Origin of the sequence: Streptomyces africanus (assembly GCF_030816955.1) — a bacterium.
Classification (GTDB): Bacteria; Actinomycetota; Actinomycetes; order Streptomycetales; family Streptomycetaceae; genus Streptomyces; species Streptomyces africanus.
On record NZ_JAUSYP010000001.1, the window covers coordinates 5,984,379 to 5,997,332 of the forward strand.

13 protein-coding genes are annotated in these 12,954 nt (G+C 71.1%); 6 read left to right on the forward strand and 7 right to left on the reverse strand.

Features of this window, described 5'->3' with window-relative positions; translation table 11 throughout:
* Positions 1-12: 12 nt before the first annotated feature.
* Positions 13-795 (reverse strand): ABC transporter ATP-binding protein, encoded by a 783-nt coding sequence (locus QF034_RS27965; protein ID WP_307177511.1) that lies wholly within the window; start codon positions 793-795, stop codon positions 13-15.
* A gap of 79 nt (positions 796-874) precedes the next feature.
* Between QF034_RS27965 and QF034_RS27970 the strand changes: the two genes are divergently transcribed.
* The 4 genes from QF034_RS27970 (at position 875) to QF034_RS27985 (ending at position 5,730) form a co-directional block, all read left to right on the forward strand.
* Positions 875-1,516 (forward strand): TetR/AcrR family transcriptional regulator, encoded by a 642-nt coding sequence (locus tag QF034_RS27970; protein WP_307177512.1) that lies wholly within the window; start codon positions 875-877, stop codon positions 1,514-1,516.
* A gap of 126 nt (positions 1,517-1,642) precedes the next feature.
* Entirely contained in the window at positions 1,643-2,491 is an 849-nt protein-coding gene (locus QF034_RS27975; RefSeq protein WP_086565284.1) for a 3-hydroxyacyl-CoA dehydrogenase family protein, read from the forward strand.
* A gap of 149 nt (positions 2,492-2,640) precedes the next feature.
* Entirely contained in the window at positions 2,641-2,964 is a 324-nt protein-coding gene (locus tag QF034_RS27980) for an STAS domain-containing protein (RefSeq protein WP_003993003.1), read from the forward strand.
* Between the two features lie 267 nt (positions 2,965-3,231).
* Positions 3,232-5,730 carry an ATP-binding protein gene (locus QF034_RS27985; protein ID WP_307177513.1) on the forward strand — a complete coding sequence of 833 codons (2,499 nt, stop codon included), beginning with the start codon at positions 3,232-3,234 and terminating at the stop codon, positions 5,728-5,730.
* Positions 5,731-5,800: 70 nt separating this feature from the next.
* Here QF034_RS27985 and nucS read toward each other — a convergent pair whose 3' ends face one another.
* Positions 5,801-6,472, reverse strand: a complete 672-nt coding sequence (gene nucS / locus QF034_RS27990) for an endonuclease NucS (RefSeq protein WP_010040116.1) — start codon at positions 6,470-6,472, stop codon at positions 5,801-5,803.
* Between the two features lie 256 nt (positions 6,473-6,728).
* On the opposite strand from nucS, the gene QF034_RS27995 reads away from it, so the two are divergent.
* Positions 6,729-7,121, forward strand: a complete 393-nt coding sequence (locus QF034_RS27995) for an SCO5389 family protein (RefSeq protein ID WP_010040113.1) — start codon at positions 6,729-6,731, stop codon at positions 7,119-7,121.
* 83 nt (positions 7,122-7,204) lie between these two features.
* Here QF034_RS27995 and QF034_RS28000 read toward each other — a convergent pair whose 3' ends face one another.
* Positions 7,205-8,233: an LLM class flavin-dependent oxidoreductase gene (locus QF034_RS28000; RefSeq protein ID WP_307177514.1), complete on the reverse strand. Its 1,029-nt coding sequence runs from the start codon at positions 8,231-8,233 to the stop codon at positions 7,205-7,207.
* Between the two features lie 263 nt (positions 8,234-8,496).
* Here QF034_RS28000 and QF034_RS28005 point away from each other — a divergent pair, with 263 nt between their 5' ends.
* The gene (locus tag QF034_RS28005; protein WP_020276119.1) at positions 8,497-8,829 is read left to right on the forward strand and encodes an Rv1322 family protein; all 333 of its coding nucleotides are present in this window, start codon (positions 8,497-8,499) and stop codon (positions 8,827-8,829) included.
* 6 nt (positions 8,830-8,835) lie between these two features.
* On the opposite strand, the gene QF034_RS28010 is transcribed toward QF034_RS28005, so the two are convergent.
* From QF034_RS28010 to QF034_RS28025, 4 genes are all read right to left on the reverse strand, one after another.
* A complete protein-coding gene (locus tag QF034_RS28010) occupies positions 8,836-9,705 on the reverse strand; it encodes an ABC transporter permease subunit (protein ID WP_307177516.1) in 870 nt (289 codons plus the stop codon).
* Complete coding sequence (locus QF034_RS28015) at positions 9,702-11,015, reverse strand: ABC transporter ATP-binding protein (RefSeq protein ID WP_307177517.1); 1,314 nt, start codon at positions 11,013-11,015, stop codon at positions 9,702-9,704. Before QF034_RS28015 ends, QF034_RS28010 begins: the two co-directional genes overlap by 4 nt.
* A gap of 130 nt (positions 11,016-11,145) precedes the next feature.
* The gene (locus QF034_RS28020; protein WP_307177518.1) at positions 11,146-11,916 is read right to left on the reverse strand and encodes an ABC transporter permease; all 771 of its coding nucleotides are present in this window, start codon (positions 11,914-11,916) and stop codon (positions 11,146-11,148) included.
* 2 nt (positions 11,917-11,918) lie between these two features.
* The gene (locus tag QF034_RS28025) at positions 11,919-12,878 is read right to left on the reverse strand and encodes an ABC transporter ATP-binding protein (protein ID WP_307177519.1); all 960 of its coding nucleotides are present in this window, start codon (positions 12,876-12,878) and stop codon (positions 11,919-11,921) included.
* Between the last annotated feature and the right edge of the window lie 76 nt (positions 12,879-12,954).

Consider the following 12,954-nt stretch of genomic DNA (forward strand, 5'->3'; position numbering starts at 1 on the left):
GTCCTCTGCGTCCTATACGGCGACGGGAGTCTGGTCGGCCGGCGCGGCACTGCGGCCGGTGATGGCGAGGAAGGTGTCCTGGAGCGAGGCGTCGATCGAGCCGCCGTACCGGAGCTTCAGCGCGCTCGGGGTGCCCTCGGCGGCGACCACCCCCTGATCGACGACGACCAGCCGGTCGGAGAGGGCGTCGGCCTCGTCGAGGTAGTGCGTGGTCAGGAAGACGGTCGTGCCGTGCTCGTCGCGCAGCCGGCGCACCAGGTCCCACAGGTCGGCCCGGCTGCCCGGGTCGAGACCGGTCGTCGGCTCGTCCAGGAACAGCACCTTCGGGCGGTGGGTGAGCGCCATCGCGATGTCCAGGCGGCGCCGCTGCCCGCCGGAGAGCGCCGCGCACGTGCGGTCGAGGAACTCGGTGAGGCCCAGGTCGCGGGCGAGTTCCCCGGCGCGCTCGGCGGCCCGCGCCTTCGTCAGCCGGTACAGACGCCCCTGGGTGACCAGTTCCTCCCGCACGCTGATCTGCGGGTCGACCCCGCCGGACTGCGCCACGTACCCGCAGGCCCGCCGCACCCCGGCCGGGTCGGTCGCCAGGTCGCAGCCCGCGACGGTGGCGGCGCCGCCGGTCGGTTCCAGCAGGGTCGTCAGCATGCGAAGGGTGGTCGTCTTGCCGGCGCCGTTCGGTCCGAGGAAGCCGAGGATCTCGCCCTCGCGGACGGTCAGGTCGATGCCGCGCACGGCGTCCACGGGGCCGCGCTTGGTCCGGAAGGTACGGGCCAGTCCGGCCGTACTGATGATTGCCATGCCGACAGAAAAACAGAGTCTCTTAAATTTTGCAATGGCCCCAAGTTTCCATCGGGCCCAAGGAAGCTAGGATTCGGGCATGGCAGAGGGGCTCAGGGAGCGGAAGAAGCGCGAGACCAGGCAGCGCATCTCGGACATCGCCACCGGGCTGTTCCTGGAGCACGGGTTCGTGACCGTGACGATCGCGGACGTGGCGGAGGCGGCCGACGTCTCCGTGAACACCGTCTACAACTACTTCCCGGCCAAGGAGGACCTCTTCTTCGACCGCTCCCAGGGGGTCGTCGACCGGCTCTCCCGCTGGGTGCGCGGCCGGGACGCGGGGGAGTCGGCCGCCCGGGCGGTGCTGCGCGAACTGCGCGCCGAGATCGAGGCCGTCTCGCCCCGGATGGGCCTCGTCGAGGGCTACGACCGCTTCATGCGCTGCATCGAGGAGGCGCCGCCGCTGCGCTCCCGGCTGTGGAGCATTCAGCAGGAGGTCCAGGACAACCTGGAGGCGACCCTCCGCGAGGAGACGGCTGCCGGGGACGGCGACCCGCTGCCGGGGCTGATCGCCGGTCAGATCTGCTGGGTCCACGGCACCGTCTTCGTCGCGATCGGCCGTGAGATGACCAAGGGGCGCAACCCGGACGAAGTGTCACGGGAGGTGCTCGTCCTCCTCGACGACATGGAGGAGCTGTTGAGCGGGAAGGTGCTCAACTACGCCGTCCGTGGCGCGGGATGACCCCTGCTGGTGTGATGTCCGTCATGTGAGACGTGACGCGCATTACTTACTGGTCACACAGGCCCTCACGAACGCTAGTGTCCGCCCGAGAGGCAGACATAAACAGCGCGTCAGGGGAGTCGCACAGTGGCACGGAAGCTCGCCGTCATCGGAGCCGGCCTCATGGGATCCGGCATCGCCCAGGTCTCCGCACAGGCGGGCTGGGACGTGGTCCTGCGCGACGTCACCGACGAGGCGCTGAAGCGGGGCACCGACGGCATCAAGGCCTCGTACGACAAGTTCGTGGCCAAGGGCAAGCTGGAGGCGCACGACGCCGACGCCGCCCTCGCCCGGATCACCGCGACCACCGACCTGGACGCCGTGGCCGACGCGGACGTCGTCGTCGAGGCCGTCTTCGAGAAGCTCGAGGTCAAGCACGAGATCTTCCGCGCGCTCGACAAGCTCGTGAAGGACGAGGCGATCCTCGCCTCCAACACCTCCGCCATCCCGATCACCAAGATCGCGGCCGCGACGGAGCGCCCCGAGCGGGTCGTCGGCACGCACTTCTTCTCGCCCGTGCCGATGATGCAGCTGTGCGAGCTGGTCCGCGGCTACAAGACCAGCGACGAAACCCTCGCCAAGGCCCGAGAGTTCGCCGAGTCGGTCGGCAAGACCTGCATCGTCGTCAACCGCGACGTCGCCGGCTTCGTGACGACCCGTCTCATCTGTGCCCTGGTCGTCGAGGCCGCGAAGCTGCAGGAGTCGGGCGTGGCGAGCGCCGAGGACATCGACCTCGCCTGCAAGCTGGGCTTCGGCCATGCCATGGGCCCGCTGGCGACGGCGGACCTGACGGGCGTCGACATCCTGCTGCACGCCACGAGCAACATCTACACCGAGTCCCAGGACGAGAAGTTCGCGCCGCCCGAGTCGATGCGCCGGATGGTTGACGCCGGTGACATCGGGCGCAAGAGCGGGCAGGGCTTCTACAAGCACTGAAACCGCACATGCCCCGGGAGCATCACACCCCCGGGTGAATTCGGTATCGGTTCGCTTACAAGAAGCAACCTCTGCCCCCCTCACGCAGTCAGAGGTTGCATCACCGGCATCAGAACGCGGAGCACGAGACGCACGCACGGGGAGCGCATATGCACATCAGGGGCGACCACGCCGAGCTGGTCGTCGGGGGCCGCCTCGACGTCCGGAGCGCGGCGGACGCCCGTACGGTCCTGCACTCGGCCGTCGACGACGGAGTCGGCGACCTGGTGCTGGACCTGTCCGAACTGGACTCCTGGGACGCCACCGGACTCGGTGTGATCATGGGGGCCCACCGGCGGGCCGGCCGCTGCGGCCGGCGCCTGGTCCTGCGCGGCGTGCCGCCGCAGATGCAGCGCCTGCTGGTGGCCACCCGCCTGCACCGGATCCTGGCGATCGAGGGGGGCATCGGGGTGGAGACATTGCCTCGCGTGTGACGTTCTGTGCGGGTGTGAACCGGGCGACCGGGGAGACCCGGACGGACAGCCGCCTCGTACGACGCGCACAATCCTCATGAGACCGTGACGTCTCGGACGGCGCGGTACCCCGGACTGTCGTAGATACTGTGCGAAGGTTTAGGGTTCGGCTGCCCGCTGACTTGAAACCCTTCCAGCGGGCCCGGACCAGAAGCGACAGCGCGGTGTGCAGCAAGGCCGGGAGGGGCTTTTCAGAGCACGCACACGCTTTTGGGGGGCTTTTGACCTATGGACCCGAACACCCGGGGACCCGAGGAGTACGGCCATGACGGCGACGGGCAGTCGCCGCGTCAGCGCCCGCCCAGGGAACCCCTCACACCCGACTTCAGTCAGCACGCGCCCGCGCTCGCCCGCACGGTGCAGCTCGTCTCCGGCGACTTCCTGCTGACCGTCAACCCCGTCGACGGCAGCGAGATCGAGGTCTGCCCGCCCGCCGAACGCCCCGCCCGGCCCGTGAAGCTCACGACGGCGGAGCGCGCCGAAGCCGAGCGCGCGGCCCGGCCGCCCGTCCCGCCCGGCCCCGCGCAGCCCAGCCTGCCGCTGCTGGCCCGCCAGGACGAACGCGAGCGACTGGTGCGCCTGCTCGCCCGCGGCCGCTCGGTCCGCCTCACCGGCCCCGCCGGCTGCGGCCGCACCCGCCTCCTCGACCTCGTCTCCGAGGACTGCTCCGACCTCGCCCCCGACGGCGTCATCCGCCTGAACGGTTTCGGCCGCACCTCCGGCGACCTGCTGTACGACCTCTTCTACGCGGTGTACAACGCCCCCCTGCACCGCCCGGAACGGGACGAACTGCTCACCCATGTCCGTGAGATCGGCGCGGTCGTCGTCGTCGACGACCTGGAGTTCGGCGGCGCCGCGCTCGACGAGCTGCTGGAGGCCACCCCCGAGTGCGCCTTCCTGCTCGGTGCCACGCCGGACGTGCCGGCGCCCTCCGCCGACGCCGCCGTCGAGGAGGTCTTCCTCGGCGGCCTGGAGCGCGCCGCCGGGCTCGACCTGCTGGAACACGCCGTCGGCCGGTCCCTCACCGACGAGGAGTCCAACTGGGCGGGCGACCTCTGGTTCGAGTCCGAGGGCCTGCCGCTGCGCTTCGTGCAGGCCGGCGCCCTGCTGCGGCAGCGCGACCGGCTGCGCGCCGGGACCAGCGCCGTCGACGAGTTCGGCGTCTTCGAGGACGCGCCCCCGGCCGACGCCGCCGACGCGTACGACGCCGCCGACGGCGACGACGTACCGCTGCCCTCGCTCGGCGAGACCGCCGCGCCCGCGCCACTGCTCGCCTCCCGGCTGAGCGCCTCCGCGCGCGCCACCCTGCGGTTCGCCGTCGCCCTCGGCGGCGAGGTGCCGCACCAGGCGCATCTGCCCGCCCTGGTCGGCGACACCCACGCGGACGCCGCGCTCGGCGAACTGGCCTCCTGCGGCCTGGTCTCCCCGGTCGGCTCCCGTTACCGGCTCGCCGCCGGTGTCCTGACCCAGCTGGAGGCCGCCGGATACGCCGACGAGGCCGAGGCCGGCGCCCGCAGCGCCGCCCAGCACTACTCCTGGTGGGCAGGGCACCCCTCGGTCACCCCGGAGCGCGTGTGCGCCGAGGCCGACGCCCTCCTCGCCGCCCTGGCCGTACTCGGACCGGTCACCAGCCCGCCCGCCGAGGGTGAGGAGAGCCCGGCCGTGCACCTGGCGCGCACCGCCGCGCCCGCGTTCGCCGCCGGACTGCACTGGAGCGCCTGGGAACGCGCCCTGCACGCCGGCGCCGAGGCCGCCCGGCTCGCCGACGACGTCGCCGAACGGGCCTACTTCCACCACGAGCTCGGCATCCTCGCCCTGTGCAGCGGACAGCTCGACCGGGCCCAGGCCGAACTGGAGGCCTCGATCGGCCTGCGCGGCTCCCTCTCCGACAAGCGCGGCACCGTCGCCGGCCGTCGTGCCCTCGCCCTGGTCGCCGACCGCTCGGGCACGCCGATCGGGCTCGGGCCGACCGCGGGGGAGGAGGTGCCCGACGCCCGGTACGAGGAGTCGGCGTCCCCGGCCGGTGGGGTGCCGGCGGCCTTCCCGACCCTCCAGCAGCCGCCCTCGCCGACCCTGGTCACCCGCCAGAGCTCGACCGCGTCCTCGCGCAAGGCCCGGGGCGGCCAAAAGGGCCTGGCCCGGCGCAACCTCGTGGCCGCCGGGGCCGGTGCCCTGCTCGTCGCCGTGCTCGGCACGGTGGTGACCCTCGGCGCCACGTCCGACAAGGAGGCGAACCCGCCGTCCGACCAGGTCGGCGTCAACCCCTCGGCCAGCCAGGGCGCCGACGACGGCAGCCTGGGCGCCGACCGGCCGGCGAACGACAGCAACGGCGACCCGGGCGCGGCGACGAGCCGCCCGACCGACCCGGGGCCGGACGGCACGCCGGGCACCTCGGACGATCCGACGCCGACGGGCGGCCCCAGCGGTTCCCCGAGCCCCAGCGACTCCGGGTCGACGTCGAAGCCGCCGACGACCTCGCAGCCGCCGGCCACGTCCAAGCCGCCGACGACGTCCAAGCCCCCCACGACGTCGAAGCCGCCGACGACCTCCAAGCCGCCCACGACGTCCAAGCCGCCGACATCCGAGCCGCCCACTTCGCAGCCGCCGACGTCCGAGCCGCCGACCACGCAGCCGTCCACCTCCGACTCGGCCAGCGGCCCGGCGCCCAGCGCTCCCACGAGCACCACCGCGAGCGCGCCGCAGAGCAGCCCCGACCAGGTGATGTGACAGCCGTACACACAGCAGGGCCGGATCCGTTCCTCGGACCCGGCCCTGTTCGTCGTGTACGTGCGGTCTGTCAGAACAGCCGCAGCTTGTCGTCCTCGATGCCCCGCAGCGCGTCGTAGTCGAGGACCTGGCAGCCGATGCCGCGGTCGGTCGCGAGGACGCGGGCCTGGGGCTTGATCTCCTGCGCGGCGAAGATGCCGCGCACCGGGGCGAGATGGGGATCGCGGTTCAGCAGCTCCAGATAACGCGTCAGCTGCTCCACGCCGTCGATCTCACCGCGCCGCTTGATCTCCACCGCGACGGTCTTGCCGTCGGCGTCCCGGCACAGGATGTCGACGGGCCCGATGGCCGTCGGGTACTCGCGGCGGATGAGCGTGTAACCGTCGCCGAGTGTCTCGATGCGGTCGGCGAGCAGCTCCTGGAGGTGCGCTTCCACGCCGTCCTTGATCAGGCCGGGATCGACGCCCAGTTCGTGCGAGGAGTCGTGGAGGACTTCCTCCATCGTGATGATGAGCTTCTCGCCCGCCTTGTTGACGACGGTCCAGACGCCCTCGTCCTCGCCGGTGCCCTCCTTCAGCGTGCAGGGCGGCGACATCCAGTTCAGGGGCTTGTAGGCCCGGTCGTCGGCGTGGATCGAGACGCTGCCGTCCGCCTTCACCAGGATCAGGCGCGGGGCCGAGGGAAGGTGGGCGGTGAGCCGCCCGGCGTAGTCCACGGAGCAGCGGGCAATGACGAGACGCATGGTCGGCAACGCTACTCGACGGGCGGGTGTCGACGCGATTCGCCCTGGAAAACACGTGTTCGGTATTGGCCGATTGTGTGCAGGGTGTGGTCATTCTGCGTGTCTCATCTGCGCATTCTCCTGGTGCGGTCACCGTCGGTTGCTTACGGTATGAACGGGAGGTCGCGATGTGTGTACGCAGCGTGTCCGGTATCGCGAACTCCCTTATCTGTCCGGCAACCCCTGCCCGCCGGGCGGGGGTGCGAGAGGAGAACTCATGTCGCTCGACGTCTCACCGGCCCTACTCGAACAGGCCGAGCGAGGCGAGGTCGACGAAGCGGAATTCGTCGACTGCGTCCGGACCTCCCTGCCCTATGCGTGGGAGATGATCAGCTCCCTGGTGGCCCAGCTGAAGGTGGACGGCGGTGCGTTCGCCGACAACCAGACGCCTCCGCCGGACGAGCAGGCACGCGGTCAGTTGCTGCGTGCGCTTGCGAGTGACGCGATACGCGGCGCGCTGCAGCGGCACTTCGGTGTGCGACTGGCCTTCCAGAACTGCCACCGGGTGGCCGTGTTCCCGCTTGACTCCTCGGTCGACGAGACGCTGGGCCGCTTCACATCGGTCCGCAGCCAGGTGCTCAACCAGTCACCCGAGTTCCGGGACTGCTGACGCGGCGCCGCTTGCTTGCCGCTCCGTACGCGGGAGGTGCAGTTCTGTACCGGAGCGGCAAGCCCCAGGAACCCACCACGCCGTCAGACGAGTTGGGGGAGCACCTCGGCCCCCAGCCGCCGTACGTTCTCCTCCGTCGCCGACAGGTCCCCGGAGCCCTCGACGAGCAGGGCGAAACGGGAGATGCCGGTCCGCTCGCTGGTCGCCGCCAGCCGGTCGGCGCACAGCCGCGGGGTGCCCACCGGGTGCAGTCCGCAGAGCAGTTCGGTGTACGCCAGCGGGTCGCGCATCCGGCGCGTGCGCCCGTCGACCGTGACATGCGCCTCCAGGCCCTGCTTCAGCCAGCCCGGCATCGCCTTCAGCAGCGTCTCCGCCGCGTCGACCCGCCGGTCCGCGATCTGGCAGACGCCCGCCGACACATGGGACGCGCCCAGGATCTCCTCGGCCGGCCGGCCGCACGCCCGCGCGTGCTGCCGCCACAGGGCGACCATCTCGGCCTTCTCCTCGTCCCCCACGTGCATCCCGAGCAGCATCGACAGACCGCGCTCGGCCGCCAGCCGCACGCTCGCCGGGGACGTGCACGCCACGACGAGCTCGGGCCCCTCGGCCTCGGTCAGGGCCTCCGACGGCCGGGGAACGACCGGGACTTCACGGAAGCGGAAGCGCTCCCCGTCGGCCGCCACCGACGCCTCGCGCAACCAGCGCACCAGGACGTCCAGGGACTCCGGGAACCCCTTCTCGTACGCCTCCAGGCCCGCGCCGAACACCTCCAGATCGACCCACGGGCCGCCACGCCCGACACCGAGCGTGAAACGGCCGTCGCTCGTGTGGTGCAGCAGCGCGGCCTGTTCGCCGAGGGCCACGGGGTGGGTGGTGGGCAGCACGCTGACCGCCGTACCGACCCGGATGCGGCGGGTGCGGCCCAGCAGTAAGGCGGCCAGGGTGACGGCCGACGGGCACGTGCCGTACGGCACGAAGTGGTGCTCGGCCAGCCAGACCGTGTCGAGCCCGGCCTCCTCGGCGACCTCGGCCGAGCGGACCGCGCGGTGCAGCGCCTCTCCCTCGCCCTGACCGGGGAACTGGGCCGCCAACACGAAACTTCCAACGCGCATTGCTTTCCTGCTTCCTTGGCTCCGACACGGAGCTCCCCCACAGGGCATAACCGTCTGACACGTGCCGAGGACACGGCCGGTCGGGGTAATTTGCGGATTGTCTGCAGAATGGGCCCGTTCCGCGGGAGCCCGGGAGAGATCCCGGCGGAGGCCCGCCTCGCCCGGCGAGGGCCTTGCGACGATCGGGTGGCGTACGTGTACCCCCGTCCGCCCCGCGTAGGCTGGACACACCCCGTGTCCTGTATAGCCCCGAGAGGTGTCCCGTGTCCCCGCGTCGCAACCGACCCAAGGGCGCCGCTTCGTCCGGCCGGAGCGCCGAGGACGACCGCCCCGGCCGCTACGGCGGCTGGCAGTCCTCGGAGAACTGGCAGGGCGAGAACTGGAGCGTGCGGCACGTGGCCGGCGCCAGCGCGCAGGGCAAGTCGTACCGCTGCCCCGGCTGCGACCAGTTGATCCCGGACGGGGTGCCGCACGTGGTGGCCTGGTCCGAGCACACGGGCGTCGACGACCGCCGGCACTGGCACAAGGCCTGCTGGAACGCGCGGGACCGCCGCACCCCGGGGGTGCGGCGGTCCCGTAACGCGCCGAGGTTCTGACGGGGCTCAGACGTCCCGCTTCTCCAGCAGTGCGAAGGCGGCGGCGAACGCGACGGCCGTCGCGCCGAGGATGATCCACAGCGGGTCCCAGCCGGACGGACCGGACTGGCTCAGGGAGTTGGAGTAGAAGACGCTGAGCTGGTTCGGGATGGAGTACTCGAACAGGGCCTGGCGCACGTCCTCCAGAGACTGCGAGAACATGAACAGCGCGATCACCAGCGGGGCGAGCACAGTGCCGATCATGATCGTGATCGCGCCCGCCGAGTGCCGGATGATCGAGCCGACGGCGAGCGACAGCAGGCCCAGCAACGCGACGTACGCGGCGATACCGACCGTGCCCCGCAGCCACTCCCCGCCGGACGGGGCCTTGGTGCCGTGGCCCTCCAGCATGGCCACGTGCAGGAAGGCGACGAGGGACGCGGACACCAGCGTCACCACGAACGCGACCAGGAAGAACACGATGCCCTTCGCCGCGAGCACCCGGCCCCGGCTCGGGCACGCGACCATCGTGGTGCGGACCATGCCCGTGCCGTACTCCGAGGCCGTGGTCAGCACGCCCAGCGTGATGATGCACATGCTGCCGAGCAGCAGCCCGAAGAAGCCCAGGCCGAGCGGGCTCTCGCCGGACAGCGCCGGGTCGGAGTTCGCCACCACCACACCGGTCAGCGTGCCGATGCCGATGACGAGCAGGACGAACACGCCGAGCGTCCACATCGTGGAGCGCACCGACCTGATCTTCGTCCACTCGGAGGCGATGGCATGCCCGAGGTGCGTCCGCACGACCGGGATCGGCGAGGTGTAACCGGAGTACGAAGAACCGGACGCCGCCTCCCAGGTGGGCGCGGCCTGCGGCATCGGAGGCTGGGGGCTGCTCATCGGGGGTCCTCGGGCTTGGTCAGGTCGGAGGTCGGGGCGGCGGGCGTCTGCGGGGCCGGCTGCGGGGACGCTGCGGGCATGGCCGGGGCTTGGGGCGGCGCCTGGCCGGCGGGCTGCGCGGGCGGTTGCGGTGCCTGAACTGCCGGCTGGGCGTACGGGTTCGGGGTGCCCGGGCCGGAGGCGGCAGGGGCGGTCGGAGTGGGGGCGGGGGCTCCCGGAGTCCCAGGCGCGCCGTACGGGGTGCCCGGTGCGCCCTGCGGCGGCGTCGTGAACGGGTGTCCGCCCTGCTGGGGCGGCGGCGGGGCGTACCAGTCGGGCTGGCCCTGGCCGGGCACCGGCATCGGAGGCTGTGCCCCGGGCGGCAGCGGCTGCTGGAGGCCTTCCTTCTGGTCGATGGTCGAGCGGTAGTCGACGGCGCCCTGCGTCATCCGCATGTACGCCTCCTCCAGCGAGGCCTGGTGCGGCGACAGTTCCCACAGCCGGACGTCATGGTCGTGCGCGATGTCGCTGATGCGGGGGAGCGGCAGTCCGGTCACGCGCAGCGCGCCGTCCTGCTCGGGCAGCACGTGCCCGCCCGACTCGGTGAGCGCGGCCGACAGTTTCTCGCGCTGCTGCGGCTCGGTGTCCGGCGTACGGACCCGTGCGAAGTCCGCCGAGTTCGCGGAGATGAACGCCGTCACGCTCATGTCGGCCAGGAGCTGCCCGCGCCCGATGACGATGAGGTGGTCGGCGGTCAGCGCCATCTCGCTCATCAGGTGGGAGGAGACGAAGACCGTACGGCCCTCCGCCGCGAGCGCCTTCATCAGGTTGCGCACCCAGAGGATGCCCTCGGGGTCGAGGCCGTTGACCGGCTCGTCGAACAGCAGCACCTGCGGGTCGCCGAGCAGCGCGGCCGCGATGCCCAGCCGCTGTCCCATGCCGAGGGAGAAGCCCTTGGACCGCTTCTTGGCCACGTCCTGGAGGCCGACGACCCCGAGCACCTCGTCCACCCGTCTGGCCGGGATGCCCGACAGCTGGGCCAGGCACAGCAGGTGGTTGCGGGCGGCCCGGCCGCCGTGCACGGCCTTGGCGTCCAGCAGGGCACCGACCTGGCGGGGGGCGTTGGGCAGCTTGCGATACGGGTAGCCGCCGATCGTCACGTGCCCGGCCGTCGGGTTGTCCAGGCCGAGGATCATCCGCATCGTCGTCGACTTGCCTGAGCCGTTCGGTCCGAGGAAGCCCGTGACGGCCCCCGGCCGCACCTGGAAGGAAAGGTTGTACACAGCGGTCTTGTCGCCGTAGCGCTTCGTCAGGCCGACTGCTTCGATCATGCTCCGCACCCATCGCAAGGTTCAGGACAGCGGGGCACACGCCCCCGTAAGGGTTAGGAGGATATCGAGGCGCTGACGGTTCCGCCCAAATGAAAGTAAAGGGTGAAGCGCGACGCGCCCCGGGAGCCCCTCAGGCATCGCGCTTCTTCAGCAGCACGTATCCGCCGACGAGCGCCGCGAGCACCCACAACCCCATGATCCCCAGCCCGCCCCACGGCCCGTACGGGGTGTCGTCGCCGATGGGCGTGACCACCTGCATGATCTTGCTGCCGGCCTGGTCGGGCAGGAACCGGCCGACCTTCTTCGTCGCGTCGACATTGCCCAGGATGTTGGAGATCAGGAAGAAGAACGGCATGAGGATGCCCAGGGACAGCATCGGCGAGCGCAGCATCGCGGCGACGCCCATCGAGAACATCGCGATGAGGGCCATGTAGAGGCCCCCGCCGAACACCGCCCGCAGCACCCCCGGGTCGCCGATCTCCGCCCGGTGCTCGCCGAGCATCGCCTGCCCCAGGAAGAAGGCGGCGAAGCTGGTGACGAGACCGACCAGGAGAGCGAGACCGGTGGCCACCGCGATCTTGCTGAACAGGAAGGAGCCGCGCTGCGGCACCGCGGCCAGCGAAGTGCGGATCATGCCGGTGCTGTACTCGTTCGACACCACCAGCACCCCGAACACGATCATCGCGAGCTGCCCGAGGCTCATCCCCGCGAAACTGATGAACGTCGGGTCGAACTCCGCCCGCTCCCGCCCGCCCATGGAGTCGAACTCGTTCTTGGACAGGGCCGAGATCAGCATGCCGAGGGCGACCGTCACGACCACCACCAGCGAGAGGGTCCACACCGTGGACGCCACCGACCGGATCTTCGTCCACTCCGACCGTACGACCTGAGTCGTCGCCATGCTCAGCCCCTCTTCCAGCCGTCGCCCCACTGCTGCCCTGGGGGCTGGGGGCTCGTTTCGCTGTGCGCGTGGTACTCCACCGACTCCGCGGTCAGCTGCATGAAGGCCTCCTCGAGCGAAGCCTGTTGCGGGCTCAGCTCATGCAGCGTCACCCCGTGCTGCGCCGCCAGTTCGCCGACGTGCTCGGCCTTGCCGCCGTCCACCTCCAGCACCCCGTCACCGCTCTCGACGGCCACGATGCCGGCCTGGTGCAGCACGTCGAGCAGCCGCTCCCGCTGCGGACTGCGGACCCGGACGTACGACCGGGAGTTGCGCGCGATGAAGTCGGCCATGGAGGTGTCCGCGAGCAGCCGCCCCTGCCCGATGACGACGAGGTGGTCGGCCGTCAGCGCCATCTCGCTCATCAGATGGGAGGAGACGAACACGGTCCGGCCCTGCGCCGCCAGGGACTTCATCAGGGTGCGGATCCAGTGGATGCCCTCGGGATCGAGGCCGTTGACCGGCTCGTCGAACATCAGGATCCGCGGATCGCCGAGCAGCGCGGCCGCGATGCCGAGCCGCTGGCCCATGCCCATCGAGAAGCCCTTGGTCTTCTTCTTCGCGACCGACGTCAGCCCGACCGTCTCCAGCACCTCCCGCACCCGGCCGCGCGGAATGCCGTTGCTCTGCGCGAGGCACAGCAGGTGGTTGTAGGCGCTGCGCCCGCCGTGCCAGGCCTTGGCCTCCAGCAGGGCGCCGATATATGTCAGCGGGTCCTTGAGCTGCTGGTAGTGCTTGCCGTCGATACGGACGTCGCCGGCGGTCGGGTGGTCGAGACCCAGGATCATCCGCATGGTCGTGGACTTGCCCGCGCCGTTGGGCCCGAGGAAGCCGGTGACGATGCCTGGTCTGACGGTGAAGGACAGGTTGTTGACCGCCACCTTCTCGCCGTACCGCTTGGTCAGCCCCTCGAGCTCAATCATGCCGCCACGCTAGAACGGGACAAAGCCCTCTGCCACCCGAGCGGCAGAGGGCTTTGCGGAGATTCAGACTCCGTAT